A 20,742-nucleotide genomic window follows, 5' to 3' on the forward strand; every position below is an offset into this window, starting at 1 on the left:
TAACTGAATCAAAAAGCCACCTTCGGGTCATTGCTGTCCCACAATTTTTCACAAGAGGAAGCTCATTTGAGCTTCCTCTTGTTTTATGGGTATTTTATCGGGTGAAAATAAAGCTTTTAAAGTTCTTCTTTCAAACAAATTCACTTGAATTATTCTGAGTAAACGTTGAACTGTCCAACCTGTTTTCCCTAAATGTTGAGCGAAACTCACCAATAAATAGGCGATCATCGCAATCCAGATTTGTGTCTGAATTGCGTTCCTGCTGCGGCCTAGAAACGCTTTTAATTTGAGATTCTGCTTAATCGCCTTAAAGAACAGCTCAACTTTCCAACGATCTTTATAAATCGCCGCAATGGTGGAGGCGGCTAAATGAAAGTTATTGCTGAGAAAGCTAAAGTGCTTGCCACTTTGCTGATCTCTATATTCAATTCTTCTTAACACTGGGGCTTTTCTTTTTAGGGCATGTGCGCTATTCAGCTGAATGGTTTCATCTTTTAGAATACCATTGGATTCAAGCACTGGATGTTGCTGGATCACCTGATACACAGATTTAGGCCTAAAACGTGTGACAAATCCAATGTTTTGAGCAGTCAGATTTGCATACCATTGGTAATCGACATAGCCTTTATCAAAAACTACAATGCTGCCAGCAGGAAACTGGAATTTGCGGCCTTGTACCATGTCATTTTCTTTGCCATCTTCAACTGCAACAAACTCAGGAATATCATTGCTGTGATTCAATCCTATGCTGAGTTTCATGCTGGCTTTTGAGTCATGAACTTTGGCCCATTCACATAAGGAAAGCGACAGGTCAATATGACTGGCATCCAAGGAATACAAGGGATTCTTAAAGCGAAATTTATGAGCTACTTTTGAGTGTTCATAGTATTTAAGCAACTTGTAAAATAGCTGTTGATACAAGGCAGCAGGCTGCTGCTCATTGATTCGTGCCAGCGTGCTTCGGGGAATAGACTTTGCTCCGAGATGACTTAGCTTTTCCTGTTGGCACTCCAAATTGGATTGAATATCTCTCAGGCTTTGTCTACAAGAGAATTGAGACATCAATATGGCAATAAACTGATCCCACCGGGAAGCCGCTCTAAATTTCTGTCCAACATGGTGTACTTTAGCAAGTTGTTCAAAATCCTGTCGCACAACAGGTTTAATTAGCTCATGAAATACGGTATTCTGATGTGACAAAACCTGAATCCTGGTCGTTAAAGTGTTTGTTTGCACTCATATTTTAACTGTTAGGACTCAGGTTTTTTTATTTAAAGCAAACTATGGGACAGCAGTGACCTTCGGGTGGCTTTTTTTATGCGGGGCTGGAGCTAGATTAAGACTTGAGCGATATTGCATAGGATTATGATAGGGGAGTAGAGGGTTGAGCTTTTAGGGATTATTTTGACCATTAAGTTGCTGTGGACTGGATTGATATGGGCAATGATTTACTAGCGGGACACTTTGATCATTTTAATTATTGAGTGGATTGAGTATCAATTAGATTGATCAGTCCACCTGTGTTGGTCAATGTAATGGATGCGACACCAACCAATAAGTTTGAACCTTATCATTAGTACAATGTTCAAATTAGCGCAACACCACCATGTCAGTGCTGAAGCGCTAGAAATGTATTTATTTTTATATCTTTAAGGACACAAGCATTTAAAGACGATGTTCAGTGTCTTCATGCTTATTGCTAAAAGCTCTGCGACGAGTACGTTGCCAAGGAAGTGGACGGTTGAGTGCTTCTGGAACGTCACCGCTCAGCGAGCGTAAGCGCAAATGTAGCGCCGCTTGCGCCATCAAATTTGCCGATACAGGTGCAGTTAAGAAGGCAAACAGCGTTAATAACAGCTCAGCAAAACCAAAGCGTCCTTGAAATGCAGAATAGATCATTGCCGCGATCAAGAAGCTCCCTAAGCCTAAGGTGCTTGATTTGGTTGGAGCGTGCAGGCGCATGAATAAATCGGGCAGGCGCACCATTCCAATCCCTCCGACCAGCATGAAGAAAGTGCCGATCATGAGAAAAATGGAGACTAAAATTTCCATCGTAAGTTGCATCGATCTTGCTCCTAGTCAATCACATGACCTGAGGTGAAGTAGCGTGCTAAAGCGGCCGTAGAGACAAAGCCGAGCATCGCAACCAATAGCGCACCTTCAAATAATGAAGTGCTGACCCAGTAAATGCCTAAAATAATAATGATGCAGATTGCATTTAAAAAGAGTGTATCGAGTGCTAATAGTCGGTCTACAATTGATGGGCCGATAATTAAACGAATTAGGCACAGCAACATTGAAATGGTGACCGCGATTAAACAAATCCCGAGGGCATAAGGCAAAATAGTCATGCTTTGTCTCCTGCTTCGACACCAAAAATTTGCATCAACGGTTTTTCATAACGCGCTTTGATATTTTCAATCTCGGCATTTTCATCATCGGTGCTGAGGGCGTGAACTAAAATGTCCCCACGATCTTGATCGATGCCTGCTGAAACAGTGCCTGGTGTAGTGGTAATAATCATCGCCAGTAAGGTGTTTACTTCCTCATGTTGTGTTTCCAGCGGAACGCGAAACCATTTGGGTTGTAGACGATCAATTGGGCCGAGGACCAATTTAGCCACTTGAATATTCGACATCACAATGTCGTATAACACCACAAAAAATAGTTTCACCGCCGCTTTCCATTCAATATTTGGAGTATAAGTAATGAATGGTCTGATCAGACGCGGAATAAAAATAGCCAGTAAAAATGCCATCACTAAGCTGGCTGCATCGACACTATGTGCCAACATCACCCAGCTCAGCGCAACAATCACCGAGACAAAAGGGTGGGGTAACCAACGCTCCAAAAACGACGTTTTTTTCATGTTTAAGGCTCCACCATGGGTTGTAGGCTTTCAGCATCGGGATTCACTTCAGCCTGTTGTTGCTGTTGCATTTGGCGTTTTTTGTATTCTGAAATATGTTCGCCTTCCAGTGTTTCTTCTGAAATTAAATATGGAATCAAATGAGCATTTGGATCCACCCGTTCGCCACCATATTTGGTTTCAGGTAAATTTTCGCTGTCGAAAGGTTGTACGCTAATGGTTTGCCCATGCTCATCAGTTTTGAGCAAAGTCTGTTCATAGAGCACATTATTTTGGATTTGCTCAGCCGTTTGGTAAGTGTACTTTTGAATCGGGCCTGCAAACACCATATAAGCCATTAAACCTACCAACAATAGATAGATGGTTTTGTCATTGCGCTTCGGTGCTTGTTCAGGCAAAGCTTGGTACGCGGCATAAGCAGCTTCATCAGGGTTGTCTTCTGGTTTAGTTGCGCGCCAAAAAATCACGAAACCCACACGTGTAAACGCAATAATACTCAATAAGCTCACCACTAAAACGGTCACAATAATCAGCAATTGATATGGTGAGTGTGCGGTGGCTTGGAGAATAAATACTTTGCCCAAGAAACCACTAAAGGGTGGTAAACCTGCCATCATCAAGGCAATGGTGAAATAGGTTAACGCCACCACCTTATGCTGTTTCATTTGTGGTGCAATTTTAAAATGGTCTTTAAATTCACCACGTTGAGAGGTAATCCAACCACTTAAAATGTAGAAAGCTGCCGCAATAATGGTACTGTGCACCAAATAATACAGTGCCGCCGCCCATGCCAAGGTATTGAACAGGGAAATGGCGATTAAAATCGTGCCGACAGAAGACAAAATCATAAAGCCAATGAAACGACGTAAGCGTTCCGCACCCATCGCGCCAATCACACCATAGACTGAGGTAATTAAGCCAATCGGTAATAGAATGTATTGCAGAATCTCACGGCTAATTGCATCGTCAAATACGGTGCCATTAACACGTAAAATGGCATAAATACCGACTTTGGTCATGATGGTGAACAGAGCCGCTACAGGAGTGGTTGCGACCGCATAGGTTTTTGGTAGCCAAAAACCGACAGGTAGCATGGCTGCTTTAATGCCAAAGACTGTAAACAACAACAGCCCACCAGCAACAGCAATGCGATGTTGATCACCTTCTAATAGAGGCATCAAACGTGCAACATCCGCCATATTGAGGCTGCCGACGCTGCCGTAAATCATACCCAGACCAATCAGAAACAGAGCTGATGCCAACAAGTTAATAGTGACATAGTGAATGCCGAGTTGAAAACGCGCTTTGCCTTGGCCATGCAGTAACAGGACATAGGAGGCCATTAATAAAATTTCAAAGAATACAAACAGGTTAAATAAGTCGCCTGTCAGGAAGGCACCGGTTAAACCCATCAGTAGGAAATGGCACATGGCATGGAAATAACGGCCACGTTCATCCCATTCTTTGCTGGCAAACCACATCACTGGAACAGCCAAGCCGTAGGTTAAAACCAACATCAGGGCAGACAGTTGGTCGAGGACCAAAACAATACCAAATGGTGCTGTCCATTCACCAAGGTTATAAACACTGATTTGCCCTGAGCTGGCAAAGATCAGATAGTTGACCGCTGTAAATAAGCCCAACAGGCCAGAGGTATAACTGATGCCTCGACGCCACGGTTGTCGCCAGTCTTGTGCTAAAGAACCTGATCCTGGATTACCCAGTAATACCAAAATAAAGGCAGTAATGGCAGGAATTAAAATACTAAAAATTGGGGTGTGTTCGGTCCAAAATTGGATGAGGTCATTCATTATGGCTCATCCTCACGTGGGTCAATTTGTGGTATTTCTTCTTTAGAGTCAACGTGGTCGGTTCCTGTTTCATAACGACTGCGTAAAGCCAGTTGTACAATAAACGCCGTGGTAGCAAAGCCAATCACAATCGCGGTTAACACCAAGGCTTGTGGCAAAGGATCAGTGGCTTTGCTGGCTTCCGTGAGTACCGCGGGTGCATTAAGTTGAAGTCGCCCCATGGCAAATAAAAATAAATTGACGGCATAACCAATCATGGCCAAGCCAAGTACCACAGGGAAGGTACGGGCACGCAAAATCAGATAGATGCCTGTGGCAGTCAACAGACCAATAGCAGAGGCAAGTAACAGTTCTAAACTAATCATATTAATCCCCCTTTGGTACTGGACCAGACATACTAGAGTGACGCGAGTCCCCAAGTACTGAAATAAGTAGCATGGTTGCACCTACGACCGTGATATAAACCCCGACATCGAACAGTGCAGCTGTCGCTAGGTGCATTTCACCTAAGATGGGTGGCGACACATAAAAGTGTGCACTGGTGAGGAAGGGACGTCCCCAGAACCATGCGCCTAAGCCTGTTAATCCTGCAATGACCAGACCTGTTCCAATCCAGATTTCATACAAACGACCAGACTTGGCTTTGAGCAGTTGTTCTGCATGATCCTGACCGAGTGCCATGTACTGAATAATCAAGGCCAAAGCGGTAATTAGACCTGCGATAAAACCGCCCCCAGGCAGATTGTGCCCACGCAGGAAGATATACAGGCTGACCACCAAGGCAATCGGTAAAATCCAAGATGCAGTGATACGAAGCATCAATGGCGATGGATTAAAACGGTAACTGAGACCTTGGGTCATAGTCGTGCCGTGGGTACGCATACCATCCATTAGGCACAGCGCGCCAATGCCTGCAATGCCGAGGACTGTAATTTCACCGAAGGTATCGAAACCACGGAAATCGACCAAAATCACGTTGACCACGTTGGTACCGCCGCCTAATGGAATCGACTGCTGCATGAAGAACCATGAAATGGAGTTGTGATCACGGGTCAAGATGAGCCATGTGATCCATGCAATACCGAGCCCGCCGCCAATCGCAATCAGGGCATCTCGCCAACGGCGTGATACACTCGACTCATAGGGAGTGAGTTGTGGTAAAAGTGATAAACTCATCAATAACAGTACGGTGGTGACCACATCGACGGTGATTTGTGTCAAAGCCAAATCAGGTGCAGAGAAGCAGATAAAGACCATAGTCACGACTAAACCAATCGCACCGCTGATCAATACTGCTTTAATTCGTTCGTGGTGGAACCACAACATCATCCAGCACGAAGAGAATAACAGTAGCCATAGTACGACTGCTAAAGCAGGGGCATGGGTGAGTTCACGGGTACCTGTGGTCAGCCCTTGTCCTAAAAATGGAAGTGAGACTATGGCAATACTGAAGATCACAATCCAAAGAATATAGCTTTGTAATTTACCGTTTTCAGTCCAGCGTTTAAATTTGCGTGAGTTGAGCAGGAGTGACTTAAGAAATAAGTCAAAGGCAACTCGACCTTGTAGACGACCTAAATATGGATCGAGATCAATTTCTCGAATTTTGCCACCTTTCGCCAGACTGAAATAGAAAATCAGACCGCCAATAGAAGCAATCACGCTCATCAATAAAGGCATGTTAAAACCATGCCATAGGGCAAGATGTGCGCCTTCAAAGTCCATCACTTGGGTGCTGGCGCGTGCTGTGCTGTTGACGATGTTTTCAACCAAAAGAGCAGGGAATAAGCCGACTAAAATACACAGAATGGCCAGTAAAGTGGCCGGTGCACGCATGCCAAATGGTGGCTCATGTGCATCTTTGTTCGGAACTTGTTTGCCCACTGGGCCATCGAAGAAAACCCCATGCACCAAACGCACGGAGTAAGCCACTGCAAAAATCCCCGCCAGTGTCGCGACAATTGCGGAGCAGATGAGCACAGGACCAGACAGATTGCTAAGCAGTTCAGTAAAGAACATTTCTTTAGATAAGAAACCGTTGGTCAAGGGCACGCCAGCCATCGATGCAGCAGTGACCATCGTCAAAGTGGCTGTATAAGGCAACAGTTGCCATAACCCACTAAGCTTACGTAAATCACGTGTGCCTGACTCATGATCGATAATACCTGCGATCATGAACAGCGCTGCTTTAAAGGTGGCATGGTTAATAATATGGAAAATAGCCGCAGCCACAGCCAATGGTGATCCGATTCCCAAGAGACACATGATCAAGCCGAGATGGCTGATGGTTGAATAGGCCAATAAACCTTTCAGGTCTTCTTTAAAGATGGCGAAAAATGCAGCCATACACAGGGTAAATAGGCCAATAAAGGTGACCAAATTATGGAACAGTGCCGCACCTGCAAAAATGGGTAACAGTCGTGCCACCAAGAAAATACCCGCTTTTACCATGGTTGCTGAGTGTAAATAAGCAGACACGGGGGTCGGGGCTGCCATCGCGTTGGGTAACCAAAAATGGAATGGAAATTGCGCACTTTTGGTAAAAGCACCGAGTAAAATCAGCAGCAACGTAGGAACAAATAAAGCATGACTTTGAATCTGTGCTGTCATCGTCAAGATTTGATCAATCTCGTAGGTACCTGTGATTTGGCCGAGCAAGATGAAACCACCTAGCATGGCTAATCCGCCCATACCCGTAATGGTCAATGCCATTCGTGAGCCGCGTTGCGCCGCGTCGTAATTGCTCCAATAACCGACCAACAGAAAAGAGGAGATACTGGTCAACTCCCAAAAAACGAGGAGTAAAATTAAATTATTGGAGAGTGAAATTCCGAGCATGGCTGCCATGAACAACATGAGCAGTAGATAGAGCTTATTGAGAGAGTTTTTTGGGCCTAAATAAAAATAGGCATAAATATAAATGAGCGTCCCGATGCCACTAATGAGTAAGGCAAAGAGGAGGCCTAATGCGTCTAGACGGAAGCTGAAGTCAATTCCAAGCTGCGGCAACCATGACCACGACTGCGTAATGACAGCGCCATTAAACACCTCTCGTGCTTGGGTCAGTAATAAGCCTAAACTTGTCATACTGACCCCAACAGCTGCGAAGGCGGTTAGCCTACGTGAGCTCTGCTTCAGTAATGAGACAAGGGTTGTGCCAAGTATTAACGGTAACAATATAATAATCGGTAGCACACTCGTTTCCATTGTCGTGAATAGGTCAAAACCTATTGGTGAATCTCATCTTTCAAGGATTACAGGACTGCAAAGAGCAGCCCAAGAGTCTCAATCTTGAAAGCCAATGTGAAATTTAAAAATAATGAAGTTGTGTTGCGCAACTCATGAAGCGTTATAGCAAAATCCGATTTCAGTTAGAAATTTGCAAGTAAAACCGATCATATAACATGACTAAAACAACATCAATCTTTTTTGCGCTGACGCAAAACATTATACGCGTGATGGTTGTTTCTTGGTGGATGGCAGGTACTTTCTCAGTGCAAGAAATGTAAAAAAGCGACCATTGGTCGCCTGTTTTTGAGGGTTGAAATAGATATGCTTATGAAGCAGGCTAAGTTAATGGATTTGCCGATGAAGCATCATCTTCAGCACTGAGTAAAGTAATCAAATGCTGTTGCTGTTCGGGAGAGAGTTGCTGCTGTATTTGTGTGAATAATTCAGCCACACGTAAATCTTGGGGTTCAGCCGCAATCGGTTCGGTGCTTCCACTCGTCGCTTCATGATTGGCAAGGTTTTGGTAAATCACATCGAACTGATGTTGCAGTGGTTCGAGTTGGATCGGACTTAATTGCTTATTTTCCAGTTTGAGGCATTGAAACTCACTGGCTTGTTCCAGCAATTCACTTCGGTTGCCTGAGGCGATAATTTGTAGTCGAGGAAAAGCCTGATTTAAACGTTTTAAAATGACTTGCGCCATATTTTGATCCAATTGATGATCAATCGCGTCAATCAACAGTACGCCGTCACCTTCTAAACAGGGGAACAGGCTTTCAGGATTGAGTAGGCATAAACGCCGCACAATATCGCCAACGAGCGCCACCCAGTTGCGAATACTATTGGAAAGCTGTTGATAGAGCATGCTGTTGCCATGGTAGCGCACCATCAGTTGTAACTTGGGATGATATTGCAGATAAAGATCTTCTATTTCGGGCAGAACGGTTGCTAACGCTTGCTTAAGCGCTTGTAGGCTGGGCGACTGGATGTGTGCTTGAGCCTGAGCCAGTTTATAGCTTAAGGGGATATCGGGTGGCATGCTTTTAGGCTGATGCAATATCGTTTGTAAAAACTGTGCAGTTTGCGCATTTTCAATATCGCTGATTTCACGAAACCACTCAAAGAAGCGTGCAAAGGTGGTATAGGGAATAGCTGAAATTTCATAGGCATGTGCATGTTGGAAAATCAGGGGATTGTTCTTGCTGAGAATATTCATCTCATTGACAAAACGTTCCGCAGGATAATACGCAATCAACGGTAAACCTTGCAGCGGATCTTGTAATGTTGCCTGCTGATATAGATTGACCAGTTGTTCGAGTTCCAATGTTTCAACTCGACTGATGCCAATACCTTGTTGGTTTAAGGTTTTGTAGAGTTGCCATGTATAGGGTTCGGTCGCAGTATCGGCTGCCGTAGGTTTGAGAGCATACAACTCAGCGGGCACAGCAACTTGAATATCAATTTTGGACTGTAGGCGGTTCAGCATAATGTCGTGATCTAACATCACCACACCTGCAGAGCGTAAATCTTTATAACGGGCCGCAAACCAAGTCAGAGCCTGATAGCTAAAACGTAAGATTGAGGTCTTGCCTGAGGCTTGATCGCCTAAAATTAAAGTGACGGGTTTATCGTGATAAGAAAAATCGACTTTAAGGTCAGCAAAATGCAGGATGTGTTTCAGGTGAATCGATTGAATTTTCATAGAACACCCGCAGCGGTTGTGACTATTTTTACATTCGACTATCCAGCAACTTTACGTAATGAGCTGGGCATTTGTTTTTTCAGCTGTTGCATCAGGTCGTAAATGTGATGGATATTTAAACTTACTTTAGCACGTGTACAGGCCACGTAAAGCAGTCTTAACTCTTCATCACTAATTTTATGGTCTTTGTCGTTGACCTTAAACTGATAATCATCTTCGATGTGAACGCGGTTCCACTCTAAGCCTTTGGCTTTGTGCGCGGTGGAAATAATATAATCCGCTTGTTCAATCGGCGTAATCTTAGCGAGGGCTTTTTTGAGTGGATCGGTGCCATGATCATCTACCAATTTTACTAAAGGCTTGATGTCACTGCCGTCATTGGTTTCGCAATATTCATGTACATCATGCCAAGAGTTAAACCAGGCCAGTTCAGGTACATCGGTGACGCGTTTGCCTTGTTTAAGCATCGCGGCGGCATCGACAAAGCGGTTCAGTTTGACATGGTCGGCTTGTAGGCTGACTTTGTCGCCATGAACTAATCCTGAGAGCAACAGTTCCATAGCACGGGCATTGGTGCGACATAAAATCGCATCGCGCATTTTGGTATGAGGTTTGTTGACCACTTTGGAGTTGAGCAGAGGGTTGCCCATGAGCGGCACGGTTTCATTCAAGGCGCCTAAAATAGCATTGGCATGCAATGCAATCTCTTCACCAAAACGGAACGAGGTGGTGAGACGGGACTCAGGCAAAGGCAGTTGTTGCATAGCATTGACTGCGCCACGCCATGCATAAATTTGTTGGTGTGCATCTCCGACATAGATCACTTGTGTATTGCGCTGTTTCAGTAAGATGCCCAACATCAGCGGATCGGCATCTTGTGCTTCATCAAACAACACATAGTCACTTGGGATATTGGGTTCAGACAACGCCCACAGTTTTAAATAAATGTCGTGACCAATCCCAGCTTGATGATTGGGATCGATGGACTCTAACCAACGACGTTCAATGGCAGGGTAGAGGTGCTTTTGTAATGGATCGATATCATCGGGATGTAACCAACTCGGTGCTTGTAAATGTCGCGGTGCAGGATACTGAGAACTGGTTGAACAGAAGTGACTCACAGCATTCGCCACAAGGCTGGCCAAGCGTGAGGGCATCAATACATATTTTTCATAACGTCCACCCATCATCCGTCTTAAGGTAATCGGTTCAAGGCGATATTCTTTGGCAATAAAACTCGGGCTTAAACGAGGCAGACGAAGTTTGTCGGTCACTCCACGTGGAACACTGCGAAAAGCAAGCGAGTGGAAAGTACGGCAGTCGACATTGCCATGAAACTTCGTTTGCGCTTCGCTGGCAATGGCTTTGTTGAACGCTAAATACATGCCACGTCTTTGTGGCATGGCATCGCTAATCATTTGCAGGGTAGTGGTTTTACCTGTGCCTGCATAGGCAATCACTTTAAACGATTTGCCCAGACGCGCGTTATCAATGGCAATGGCTTGCTCATAAGTTGCGCTCGGTTTGATGATATTCGACACAGGCAATAAACTTAGTGGCTGCGGTTGGCTTTTTCAAGCAAACCAGAAAGTCCTTGACGACGTGCCAATTCATTGAGAACCACTTGAGGATCTAAGTCGAAATAACCTAAAACCACAATCGTATGGAACCAAAGATCCGCCACTTCATAGATCAAATCATTTTTATGATCTTCATTCGCTTCAGATTTAAAATCTTTAGCTGCGATAATGGTTTCAACCGCTTCTTCACCAACTTTTTCTAAAATTTTGTTGAGACCTTTATGATACAGCTTCGCGACATAAGACGAGTCTGGATCTGCTGCTTTACGCTCAGCCATCATTTGACCGAGGTAGGACAAAACTTCAACTTGCTCAGACTGTGCCGTTGAGGCATTCATTACCAATGTATGTGGGTTGGTTGATTTTTTACCATAAATTGCGTTCGGGTCTTTGAGTTGTGCATCCACTATTTCCCAGCCATTTGGCGTGAGTTTACGGTAGAAGCATGATTCGCGACCTGTGTGACAGGCAATTCCGCCGTGCTGTTCAATTTGTAGCACGATTACATCGGCATCGCAGTCGAGACGAATTTCATGCACGGTTTGAAAATGCCCAGATTCTTCGCCTTTGTGCCATAACTTGTTGCGTGAACGAGAGAAATACACGGCTTGGTTTTTCTCAGCCGTCAAAGCCAAAGCTTCACGGTTCATCCATGCAACCATCAAGACACGTCCCGTTTGGTGATGCTGTGCAATGGCAGGGACTAAACCTTGTTCGTTAAATTTTACTTCATCGAGCCATTGCAAATTGTTCATAAGATTTCACCAAGCGAATAAATATTGAGAGTGTTACGATGTTAACGTAGCGCGCTATAGTCTACGTGATTTAAACAGAATAGAGGAGAAACTTTCTACAGTTATCTCACAGCGGCTTAATTGATGTATTTTAGAAACTCAACCATCAGTCACCCATCCAAAGCGGATGACGATGATTGTCATCGCATTCTACACAGAATGATTGTTTTGTTTTGCAATATCCCGATAGTTCATTTGACTGAACATGCCTAATTTTAAACCTGAAATCGTCACCGCCATTTCTTTACGGAAATAGGGGATTCGATACATCCAAGCAAAGCTTAAATCACGTAAACCACCTGCCCACCATAGGTCAGATTGGTAAAGTGGTGTGAGTAAACGACTTAAAAATTGATAGAACGCCGTCGAACTTTGACGGTGTTGATGATACGTTTGCCAGAGTTGGACATAATCAATGTTTTCATTTTTTCTTGCGCTTTGAACCGCTTGCCCCAAAGCCCATGCATCTAAAAGAGCCATATTTGCACCTTGCCCCAGTTGTGGACTCATCGCATGTGCTGCATCACCCATGACACCAATACGACCCTCACCAAACTTAGACAGTACCACATCACGATAATTTGCAGTCAACCATTGCGATTTTTGTTCAGGCTGGGCAATGACTTGTTCTAACCAATCCGCAGCAGGTTTCCAGCGCTTAGACACTTGGTTTAACCAGTCTGAGTGCGCTTGTGAATTGTGTAAAAAATTATTCAGTTGATGGCTGGGAAGACTCCAAAAAATACTCGATAGTCTTTGCTTGGGTTCATGTGGCACTGTACCTGTCGGTAAAATGCCCATCATCATTTTAGAGCGATCATGAAACTGATGTAAAATTTCTGTATCTAATTCAAGACATTCGGGAACAATTGTCCATTTGGCTCCCCAAGGATAAGCTTGATCAACCTTTACCCATTCTTTCGGTCTTAAAAGGCTGCGTGCGCCATTGGCAATGATTACAGCATCAAAAGCTTGATCAAATGATTCACTATCTTTACTACCCAAAACCCGAACTTGATAGGATGTTTCTTCTAATTTCTGAATGTCGGTATTCATATACCACGTAATGAGTTCTGGATATTCACGGCATTTATTTTCTAAAACATGACATAACGTTGCTCGATGAATCCCTACACCATAAAAATCAGGATGCGCTTGTTGATAATGACTATTGACCAGTAAATTTCCATTCGGTAATTGACCTTTGAGCCCAGTGACTTTTGCACCCAGTCTTAAAACTTCATCTAAAAGGCCTAAATGCTCAAAAACAGCTAAACCAGAGGGCTGTAGTAACAGTCCTGCTCCGACAGGTTCAAGTTCTGAGGCTTTCTCTAAAATACTGACTTGAATATTTTGTCGAGCCAGTAAAATCGCAGTGGCTAACCCTGCGGTTCCTGCACCGATGATGGCGAAGTGGGGGGAGTGATTAGAAATCATAGATCAAATGATTTAACCATTGTCTAAAATGAATGCATGACGAATATCATCAGGTTTTTTTAATTGGTCGATGTTGATTTGAATGGAATCCTCTAACGAGCTTGCAATAATACTTTTTTCCCATGATTCATTTTGTAATTCAATAATTTGAGCATACTTTTCTTGTTCACTTGAAATTATTGTTAGCATAGAAAAAATGTAATCTCGATTTTTCTTTATTTGGTCAGATTAAACAAGATTACATTCATGCGCAAATTTTGTTTATAAATCTTGTATGACCTGTGCAAAATGCTGTTTTTCCACCATTTCCAAGAACTCATCGCCTAAGCGCTGACTTTCAGAAATACATTGGTTCCACATTTGAATGCGCTGTTTTTGGTCGAGCCCTTTGAGTGTGAAATCTTTACGATCGGGCAGGCGTCCTAAAGGTAAGCTCTGTAAATAGTCTTGGGACGGAGACAATAGTAGCGTACGGGCTTGATTTTCAGGATTGGCGCGACGTTTAAACAGTTTATCAAACCAACCGGGCGTAATGCTGTCCGTAAAGTGCGGATAAAGCACAATGCCATGACTCTCAAAAGGCAGATCGATGTGATAATCAATCAGACCACCATCACGATAACTACCTTGTGGTGCATCTGGAATATCGCGAATTGCGGCCATCACACCTGGAATAGAAGCTGAGGCAATCAGCCAAGGCAGAACGTTTGCAGCGGTGAGACTGTGGTAATGAGTGGGAAAATCATCTTCCACTTTAAATTGTTTACCATTACTGGGCTGACTAATCACCCGTTGCATAAAGTGGCGACTATGCTTTCGCGCAACAGCGGTTGTGCCGATGATACCTGCCACAGAGGCCAAGAGCGGGAGAACTTGGTCACTTTGGAAGATGTGTTGAGCCTTAATCGACAGTACCGCGAGGTGGTAATCGGGATGATTGACCAATTCCGCTTCTTTGCCTTGCACCAAGTCAAGCAGCATGCTACGGCAAATATCACTGACTTCTTGACGCTGCATTTTTTTGTCAAAATACAGGTTAGTATAGAGTTCACCTAAACGTTCGGTACCTGCTTTTGCACCGTGCGCTAAGATGCTGGCAAAGCGCCAACTGCCAATGGAAGAACCAATCAAAGTCCGTCTTTGTGGTGCATGGGCAAAGAATTCACCAAAAATGGCTTGGTCTAAACCTTGAATCCCGATGCCTTTGGGCCCACCTGCGGCGCCGGGTACAATATCGACCTGATCCGCTTGTAAGCCTTCGCTTTGAATCAGTTGACGTGCTAATTTACCTGCACGAATGCTTAAAGCGGGAGGGTGTTTCTGCAGGATTTGAGTCATCGTGATCATTCAAAAGAGACAATATGTATTGTCATTTTAACTGGCGAGAGAATGAGCGCATTGGCAAAAGTGATCCAATAATGACTTGAGAGTCACTTCCTACATAGAAGTTAAACATAAAAAAAGCCTGAGAGACTCAGGCTTTTAATACAGCAGAAAGCGTCTATTTAAACACGCGCCACACCGCCAGTAAGCTGGTGAGTACAATTAAAATCACTGAAATAAACCAAGGCGAGATAATCGCAATCGACAGTAAAATGGCCATGAGACTGCCAAAAATCCAACTGCGTTTTTGCTGATGCTCCATTTGTAGGCGCATACTTTGCAGTTCATTGAGCTGTTTAGCATGCCAAGCTGATTGGTTTTTGAGACCATTTAAGCTATCGACCAACAGCGTCGGGAAGTCTTGTGCCCCTAAAAGTAAGTCCGGAATTTTTTGTCCCAGCTCTTTTAGGTTCTTCTGTGGATTCATTTGCGCTTTGATCCAATCGGTCAGGATTGGCTTTGCCAAACTCCAAATGTCCAGCTCTGGGTAAAGGTCTGTCCCTAAACCCTCAACATGCACGAGGGTTTTAAGCAGCAGCATCAGCTGTGGTGGAATTTCCAAATGGAAGCGTCGTGCAATATCCATCACTTGAATCAAAATGCCCGCGAAGTCCAATTCATGCATAGGTTTGGACACCATTGGCCCGACCGTGCGACGCATTTCACGTGCTAGTGCATCTTGGTCTGTGCCCGGTGGAATCCAACCAGCTTGATGCACGATTTGAATCAGTTGCATAAAGTCGCTGTTCATGACCGCAAGCAGCATACGTGCCACGGTCATTTGGTCATGCTTCGACAACTCACCCATAATGGCACAGTCCAGCGCAATATAGCGGGGTTGGCTTGGGTTTAGGGTTTCAACGAAGACATTGCCCGGATGCATGTCGGCATGGAAAAAGTTGTCACGGAAGACTTGGGTAAAGAAAATGGTTAAGCCTTTTTCCGCCAGATCTTTACGATCCATTCCCAGCTTTTCGAAGGTTTCAATGTCTGAAATGGGAACGCCGGTAATGCGTTCGGCCACCATCACGTCTTTGCTGTCCATATAGACTTCAGGCACATACATCATGCTTGAGCCTGTAAAGTAATGACGCATACGACGGGTATTGTCGGCTTCTAAGGTCAAATCCAGTTCATTTAAAATGACTTGACGATAGTCCTGAATAATTTCAGATAAGTGCAGTGCACGCGCGGCTTCTAGGCGTTTTTCTAGAAAATCACCTAGCCATTCTAAAATTTCAAAGTCTTGTAAAATTTGACTACGAATAGCGGGACGGGTGACTTTCACCACCACTTCGCGACCATCATGTAAAGCGGCCGTATGTACTTGAGCAATCGAGGCTGCTGCCAAGGGTTGTTCGTCGAAGCGAGCAAACAGCGTGTTTACATCGGCTTTCAGTGAGTCTTGAATGCGCATTTTCGCCACATCAGAACCAAACGGTTTGACACGGTCTTGGAGTAAAACCAGTTGTTGTAACACTTCAGGTGGAATTAGGTCACGACGAGTAGACAGCAACTGTCCCATTTTAATCGCTAGTGGTCCCATTTCCTCTAAAGCTTGTTTGAGCTTCAGTGGATTTTTTCGTTCACGACTGGACCATGCCGCAGGGTGCATACGAATTACACCCAATGCATGGCGTGCTTTTTCAGGCAATTCTTCCGCAGGAAACAACGTGTCGAGTCTATAGTGCGCGGCAATGCGCCAAAGTTCGAGTAAACGTGAAACGTGCGGAATCATATATGTAAATACCTAGTTTTGAGTTGAGTCTTGAGTGTCAATCTGTGCTTGAAGCTGTTGAATTTTGGCTTCGGCACGATCTAAGTTTTGATTAAAAATGCGGGTGTCTTGATGCAGATCATCCATTTGCCAACGCGGGGCAAATAGACCACTGTCTTCTTTCAAGGCATCTTCAGCAAAGAACAAATGACTTTGTAAGGCCTGTTTGATGTGCTTTGGTGTTATTTGAATTTTAGCCAATTCATGCGCCAAACTTGGGCCAATCCACGGGCTTAGATGCGCAGCCAAGTCAGGCTCAGCTTGTTGCATTATCCGTTGAATATCTTGTAGAAGGTGATAATCACCTTGGAGCGGGATATTGCCGACATCATCCGCCAGTAATAGCTTGAGCAGCTCAACTACATTGGCCACCGTTAAAGTTGCGGTTGCAGCGGTGTGAGACTGAGTTTGGTCAAAAGGGCGTTGTTCGAAAATGGACGCTGTTTCACTATGCCCCGTAACGGTAGGTTCTAAGCGCACTTTGGCTTGATCAAAGAACACATCTACAGACAGTTGTGGGGATGCGATCACCACACGTAACATCTTGCCTTGTAGTTCATTGAGCTGGATGCGAGTGATCGCATCCAAATTAATCACATGATGAATTAATCGTTCAACTGCACCGAGTGCCAGAATCGACCACATAATTTGCCCTTAAACGTTTAATTTTAAAGTTTAAAACCACGGTGTACAGCAACGATACCACCTGTCAGGTTGTGATAGTCGCAGTTTTGGAAGCCTGCATTTTCCATCATGCCTTTTAGCGTGCGTTGGTCTGGGTGCATACGAATGGACTCGGCTAAATATTTATAGCTTTCTGAGTCATTGGCAATAATTTTACCCATGATCGGCAGTGCGGTGAACGAATATAGATCGTACAGTTTTGAAAAAGGCTCAAACACAGGTTTAGAGAACTCTAATACCAGTAGGCGACCACCTGGCTTAAGCACGCGGTACATCGCTGCAAGTGCTGCATCTTTATCGGTCACATTACGTAGACCAAACGAGATCGTGAGTAGGTCAAAGCTGTTGTCTTCAAATGGCTCTAGGGTTTCAGCATTGGCTAATACGAAGTCAACATTTGTACAGCCTGCATCAATTAAACGATCACGCCCCACATTCAACATCGATTCATTAATGTCTGAAAGTACCACATGACCAGTAGGGCCGACTTCACGACTAAACACTTTAGCCAAGTCGCCTGTCCCACCAGCAATATCTAGCACGCGTTGACCACGGCGTACCCCTGACATATTGATCGCAAAGCGTTTCCATAGACGGTGAATACCAAAAGACATCAAGTCATTCATAATGTCGTATTTGCTGGCAACCGAGTGGAAAACTTCCGCCACTTTTTGAGCTTTATCTTCACTGCTTACCGTCTGGTAACCAAAGTGTGTGGTACTGCCGACGTTGCCTGTGTTAGCACCGCGAGGAAGATTGTATTTAGGTACAGAACCCGTCACAGGGGTATCAGTCAACTGTTGTTGTAATGATTTTTGCTGACCTTGCGCTGTGCCTTGGGGTAATGGTTCAGTTAAAAATGGACTCACTTTGTCTGTGTTTTGTGCCGACTCTTGAGTAGCGGTAGGCGTTTGATTTTCATTCGACATGGGAGTCACTCCTAACATAGCAATAGGGTAAATGTTGCAGTGCATGCATGATGACAGATTCTAGGACGTTGTACAGTAACCATCATGCAATTGTGCTGAATAATATACAGAAAAACAGCAGAGCAAAGCTGCTGCTGGCTTATTTTTATCAAGTCATTCGTTGAAATTTACTGAAAAGGATACAAATGCCCCGCATGGACTTTGTCAATAATTTGACGTTCCACCGCAGTAAAATCTTTCACAAATTTCTCCGCCGACTTTAGCGGTTTCATGGCCAAAAAGCCATCTTGCATAAAATCATACATGATATTGAAGTTATATTTGTTGGCCGTCCCTTTACACATCTTAAAAGCGGTATAGACCATAAAAGAGCGCATGTATTTATCGAGGTTCTTACCCAATTGATCGAGTAAATATAGCTGTTTCAAGCGTTCTTCGCCTTGTTCTAGTTTTAAGTAGGCTTGGCGCATCAAATCATCGGTTAAGGCTTCATAGGGATGGTGATCTTTCAGCAATTGCATTGCTACTTGTTCATCCAGTCGCACCGCCAAAATCGCCAACTCAACCCCAGAGGTACCGGTTTTAATGGCATTTTCAGGAATTAATTTCTCTGCTTTGTGCGCATATTTGCTCAAGCGCGCAATTTGTCCCGCCAAAGCATCAAAATCTGGGCCACCATATAAACGGTTGATAAAATACTCGGCCATCAACAGATTTTGCTTTTCTGTGAAAGTTTTGTTGTGGGTACGCTGCATTCGCTGTTTTTGCCAAGTTTGCACATCTTGTAAACGTTGGAAGAGCACCGAATCTTGATGATAATGCAATTGGTAATACTGTTCTAAAAGCTCATCGAGGGCGGCGAGTTTGGACATTTGCTGTCTCAGTTCTATTTAAAGATAGCTAAATCTTAGTGCGTGATGACGGAACTCGCTATGACAAAGTGACAAAAAAACTATTTATTTGTGGTCAGTTTGATGTAGAAGTAGTCAAAAGATACATATGAAAATCATCTAAACCATCATTTTTTAGGATCTAGTGATCTGATTAAATAGAAAAAAGGAGGGGGCAATGGATACAGAAACGATCGCCAGTACAGTGCTGAACGAAGAACAGCTTTCACTGGACTTAATTGAAGCGCAATATGCGTTGATGAATACCCGTGATCAGAGCAATGCAAAAAGTTTAGTGATTTTGGTCAGTGGAATTGAACTTGCGGGTAAAGGCGAAGCGGTGAAACAGCTGCGCGAATGGGTCGATCCTCGTTTTTTATATGTCAAAGCCGATCCACCGCACTTGTTTAATCTAAAACAGCCTTTTTGGCAGCCCTATACCCGATTTGTACCTGCCGAAGGGCAAATTATGGTGTGGTTTGGTAATTGGTATGGGGACTTGTTAGCAACCGCCATGCATGCTTCAAAGCCTTTAGATGACACTTTGTTTGATGAATACGTCAGCAATATGCGAGCCTTTGAGCAGGACTTAAAAAATAACAACGTAGATGTATTAAAAGTATGGTTCGATTTGTCGTGGAAGTCTTTGCAAAAGCGTCTGGATGACATGGACCCGAGCGAAGTGCATTGGCATAAGTTGCATGGGCTAGACTGGCGCAATAAAAAACAATATGACACCTTACAAAAGCTACGTACGCGCTTCACCGATGACTGGCAAATCATTGATGGTGAAGATGAGGATTTGCGTAATCACAATTTTGCACAAGCAATTTTAACAGCGCTGCGTCACTGTCCAGAGCATGAAAAAAAGGCCGCGCTAAAATGGCAGCAAGCACCAATACCAGATATTCTGACTCAGTTTGAAGTCCCTCAAGTTGAGGATGCGAACTATAAAGTAGAATTGAAAAAACTCACCAAACAAGTGGCCGATGCCATGCGCTGTGATGACCGTAAAGTGGTGATTGCTTTTGAAGGTATGGATGCTGCGGGTAAAGGGGGGGCGATTAAGCGTATTGTGAAAAAGCTCGACCCACGAGAATATGAAATTCATACCATTGCCGCACCTGAAAAATATGAGTTACGCCGTCCTTATCTGTGGCGTTTTTGGAGCAAATTGCAGTCGGATGACATCACTATTTTTGATCGGACGTGGTATGGACGCGTTTTAGTCGAGCGGGTAGAAGGCTTCGCAACCGAGGTAGAGTGGCAACGCGCTTATGCGGAAATCAATCGTTTTGAAAAAAACCTCAGTAGCAGCCAAACCGTGCTGATTAAGTTTTGGCTGGCGATTGATAAAGATGAACAAGCAGCGCGTTTTAAAGCCCGCGAAAGTACTCCGCATAAACGTTTTAAAATTACCGAAGAAGATTGGCGCAATCGCGACAAATGGGATGACTATTTAAAGGCAGCCGCGGATATGTTTGCGCATACCGACACCAGCTATGCGCCTTGGTATATTATTTCCACCAATGATAAACAACAGGCCCGCATTGAAGTCTTAAGGGCAATTTTAAAACAGCTCAAAGCGGATCGCGACACGGATTAAAAAAATTAAAAAAAAACGGTCATTTGACCGTTTTTTATAGAGGCAGATT

At 44.1% G+C, this 20,742-nt stretch carries 18 protein-coding genes; 1 reads left to right on the forward strand and 17 read right to left on the reverse strand.

The window, feature by feature from the left end:
* Window positions 1-48: 48 nt before the first annotated feature.
* The 17 genes from ACF8FD_RS14470 to ACF8FD_RS14550 form a co-directional block, all read right to left on the reverse strand.
* Entirely contained in the window at window positions 49-1,200 is a 1,152-nt protein-coding gene (locus tag ACF8FD_RS14470) for an IS4-like element ISAbe18 family transposase (RefSeq protein ID WP_392453526.1), read from the reverse strand.
* 465 nt (window positions 1,201-1,665) lie between these two features.
* Complete coding sequence (locus tag ACF8FD_RS14475; protein WP_004692702.1) at window positions 1,666-2,064, reverse strand: Na+/H+ antiporter subunit G; 399 nt, start codon at window positions 2,062-2,064, stop codon at window positions 1,666-1,668.
* An 11-nt stretch (window positions 2,065-2,075) separates the two neighbouring features.
* A complete protein-coding gene (locus ACF8FD_RS14480; protein WP_262470082.1) occupies window positions 2,076-2,351 on the reverse strand; it encodes a monovalent cation/H+ antiporter subunit F in 276 nt (91 codons plus the stop codon).
* Window positions 2,348-2,869 (reverse strand): Na+/H+ antiporter subunit E, encoded by a 522-nt coding sequence (locus tag ACF8FD_RS14485; RefSeq protein ID WP_004692699.1) that lies wholly within the window; start codon window positions 2,867-2,869, stop codon window positions 2,348-2,350. Before ACF8FD_RS14485 ends, ACF8FD_RS14480 begins: the two co-directional genes overlap by 4 nt.
* A gap of 2 nt (window positions 2,870-2,871) precedes the next feature.
* Window positions 2,872-4,680, reverse strand: a complete 1,809-nt coding sequence (locus tag ACF8FD_RS14490; RefSeq protein ID WP_262470080.1) for a monovalent cation/H+ antiporter subunit D — start codon at window positions 4,678-4,680, stop codon at window positions 2,872-2,874.
* Window positions 4,680-5,045, reverse strand: a complete 366-nt coding sequence (locus ACF8FD_RS14495) for a Na+/H+ antiporter subunit C (protein ID WP_004692695.1) — start codon at window positions 5,043-5,045, stop codon at window positions 4,680-4,682. The genes ACF8FD_RS14490 and ACF8FD_RS14495 overlap by 1 nt, the downstream gene beginning before the upstream one ends.
* Window position 5,046: 1 nt before the next feature.
* Window positions 5,047-7,887, reverse strand: coding sequence for a monovalent cation/H+ antiporter subunit A (locus ACF8FD_RS14500; protein ID WP_392453527.1), 2,841 nt, complete (start codon window positions 7,885-7,887; stop codon window positions 5,047-5,049).
* A gap of 361 nt (window positions 7,888-8,248) precedes the next feature.
* Window positions 8,249-9,613, reverse strand: a complete 1,365-nt coding sequence (locus tag ACF8FD_RS14505) for an ATP-binding protein (RefSeq protein ID WP_392453528.1) — start codon at window positions 9,611-9,613, stop codon at window positions 8,249-8,251.
* Between the two features lie 38 nt (window positions 9,614-9,651).
* Window positions 9,652-11,154 (reverse strand): AAA family ATPase, encoded by a 1,503-nt coding sequence (locus ACF8FD_RS14510; protein WP_392453529.1) that lies wholly within the window; start codon window positions 11,152-11,154, stop codon window positions 9,652-9,654.
* A gap of 11 nt (window positions 11,155-11,165) precedes the next feature.
* On the reverse strand, window positions 11,166-11,948 hold the full coding sequence (gene hisIE, locus ACF8FD_RS14515) for a bifunctional phosphoribosyl-AMP cyclohydrolase/phosphoribosyl-ATP diphosphatase HisIE (protein ID WP_148826855.1): 783 nt from the start codon (window positions 11,946-11,948) through the stop codon (window positions 11,166-11,168).
* A gap of 189 nt (window positions 11,949-12,137) precedes the next feature.
* Window positions 12,138-13,424, reverse strand: a complete 1,287-nt coding sequence (locus tag ACF8FD_RS14520; protein ID WP_178927835.1) for an NAD(P)/FAD-dependent oxidoreductase — start codon at window positions 13,422-13,424, stop codon at window positions 12,138-12,140.
* A gap of 12 nt (window positions 13,425-13,436) precedes the next feature.
* The gene (locus tag ACF8FD_RS14525; RefSeq protein WP_004692686.1) at window positions 13,437-13,613 is read right to left on the reverse strand and encodes a hypothetical protein; all 177 of its coding nucleotides are present in this window, start codon (window positions 13,611-13,613) and stop codon (window positions 13,437-13,439) included.
* Window positions 13,614-13,685: 72 nt separating this feature from the next.
* Window positions 13,686-14,762 carry a patatin-like phospholipase family protein gene (locus ACF8FD_RS14530; protein ID WP_392453530.1) on the reverse strand — a complete coding sequence of 359 codons (1,077 nt, stop codon included), beginning with the start codon at window positions 14,760-14,762 and terminating at the stop codon, window positions 13,686-13,688.
* Between the two features lie 163 nt (window positions 14,763-14,925).
* The gene (locus tag ACF8FD_RS14535; protein WP_004692684.1) at window positions 14,926-16,545 is read right to left on the reverse strand and encodes an AarF/ABC1/UbiB kinase family protein; all 1,620 of its coding nucleotides are present in this window, start codon (window positions 16,543-16,545) and stop codon (window positions 14,926-14,928) included.
* Window positions 16,546-16,557: 12 nt separating this feature from the next.
* Complete coding sequence (locus ACF8FD_RS14540) at window positions 16,558-17,229, reverse strand: SCP2 domain-containing protein (protein WP_078388541.1); 672 nt, start codon at window positions 17,227-17,229, stop codon at window positions 16,558-16,560.
* 23 nt (window positions 17,230-17,252) lie between these two features.
* Window positions 17,253-18,197, reverse strand: coding sequence for a bifunctional demethylmenaquinone methyltransferase/2-methoxy-6-polyprenyl-1,4-benzoquinol methylase UbiE (gene ubiE / locus ACF8FD_RS14545; RefSeq protein ID WP_058868807.1), 945 nt, complete (start codon window positions 18,195-18,197; stop codon window positions 17,253-17,255).
* Window positions 18,198-18,364: 167 nt separating this feature from the next.
* Entirely contained in the window at window positions 18,365-19,069 is a 705-nt protein-coding gene (locus ACF8FD_RS14550; protein ID WP_281963772.1) for an FFLEELY motif protein, read from the reverse strand.
* A gap of 196 nt (window positions 19,070-19,265) precedes the next feature.
* Here ACF8FD_RS14550 and ACF8FD_RS14555 point away from each other — a divergent pair, with 196 nt between their 5' ends.
* Window positions 19,266-20,693 carry a phosphate--AMP phosphotransferase gene (locus ACF8FD_RS14555; RefSeq protein ID WP_281963773.1) on the forward strand — a complete coding sequence of 476 codons (1,428 nt, stop codon included), beginning with the start codon at window positions 19,266-19,268 and terminating at the stop codon, window positions 20,691-20,693.
* The last annotated feature ends 49 nt before the right edge of the window (window positions 20,694-20,742 follow it).

The sequence above is a fragment of the Acinetobacter sp. TYF_19 genome, from assembly GCF_043105125.1.
Taxonomy (GTDB): domain Bacteria; phylum Pseudomonadota; class Gammaproteobacteria; order Pseudomonadales; family Moraxellaceae; genus Acinetobacter; species Acinetobacter johnsonii.

Coding starts and splice junctions, on each gene's coding strand:
- ACF8FD_RS14535 (WP_004692684.1), bottom strand. CDS start 16,545: ATGATTCCGCACGTTTCACGTTTACTCGAACTTTGGCGCATTGCCGCG.
- ACF8FD_RS14530 (WP_392453530.1), bottom strand. CDS start 14,762: ATGACTCAAATCCTGCAGAAACACCCTCCCGCTTTAAGCATTCGTGCA.
- hisIE (WP_148826855.1), bottom strand. CDS start 11,948: ATGAACAATTTGCAATGGCTCGATGAAGTAAAATTTAACGAACAAGGT.
- ACF8FD_RS14495 (WP_004692695.1), bottom strand. CDS start 5,045: ATGATTAGTTTAGAACTGTTACTTGCCTCTGCTATTGGTCTGTTGACT.
- ACF8FD_RS14475 (WP_004692702.1), bottom strand. CDS start 2,064: ATGCAACTTACGATGGAAATTTTAGTCTCCATTTTTCTCATGATCGGC.
- ACF8FD_RS14555 (WP_281963773.1), top strand. CDS start 19,266: ATGGATACAGAAACGATCGCCAGTACAGTGCTGAACGAAGAACAGCTT.
- ubiE (WP_058868807.1), bottom strand. CDS start 18,197: ATGTCGAATGAAAATCAAACGCCTACCGCTACTCAAGAGTCGGCACAA.
- ACF8FD_RS14550 (WP_281963772.1), bottom strand. CDS start 19,069: ATGTCCAAACTCGCCGCCCTCGATGAGCTTTTAGAACAGTATTACCAA.
- ACF8FD_RS14500 (WP_392453527.1), bottom strand. CDS start 7,887: ATGGAAACGAGTGTGCTACCGATTATTATATTGTTACCGTTAATACTT.
- ACF8FD_RS14540 (WP_078388541.1), bottom strand. CDS start 17,229: ATGTGGTCGATTCTGGCACTCGGTGCAGTTGAACGATTAATTCATCAT.
- ACF8FD_RS14520 (WP_178927835.1), bottom strand. CDS start 13,424: ATGATTTCTAATCACTCCCCCCACTTCGCCATCATCGGTGCAGGAACC.
- ACF8FD_RS14485 (WP_004692699.1), bottom strand. CDS start 2,869: ATGAAAAAAACGTCGTTTTTGGAGCGTTGGTTACCCCACCCTTTTGTC.
- ACF8FD_RS14480 (WP_262470082.1), bottom strand. CDS start 2,351: ATGACTATTTTGCCTTATGCCCTCGGGATTTGTTTAATCGCGGTCACC.
- ACF8FD_RS14505 (WP_392453528.1), bottom strand. CDS start 9,613: ATGAAAATTCAATCGATTCACCTGAAACACATCCTGCATTTTGCTGAC.
- ACF8FD_RS14490 (WP_262470080.1), bottom strand. CDS start 4,680: ATGAATGACCTCATCCAATTTTGGACCGAACACACCCCAATTTTTAGT.
- ACF8FD_RS14525 (WP_004692686.1), bottom strand. CDS start 13,613: ATGCTAACAATAATTTCAAGTGAACAAGAAAAGTATGCTCAAATTATT.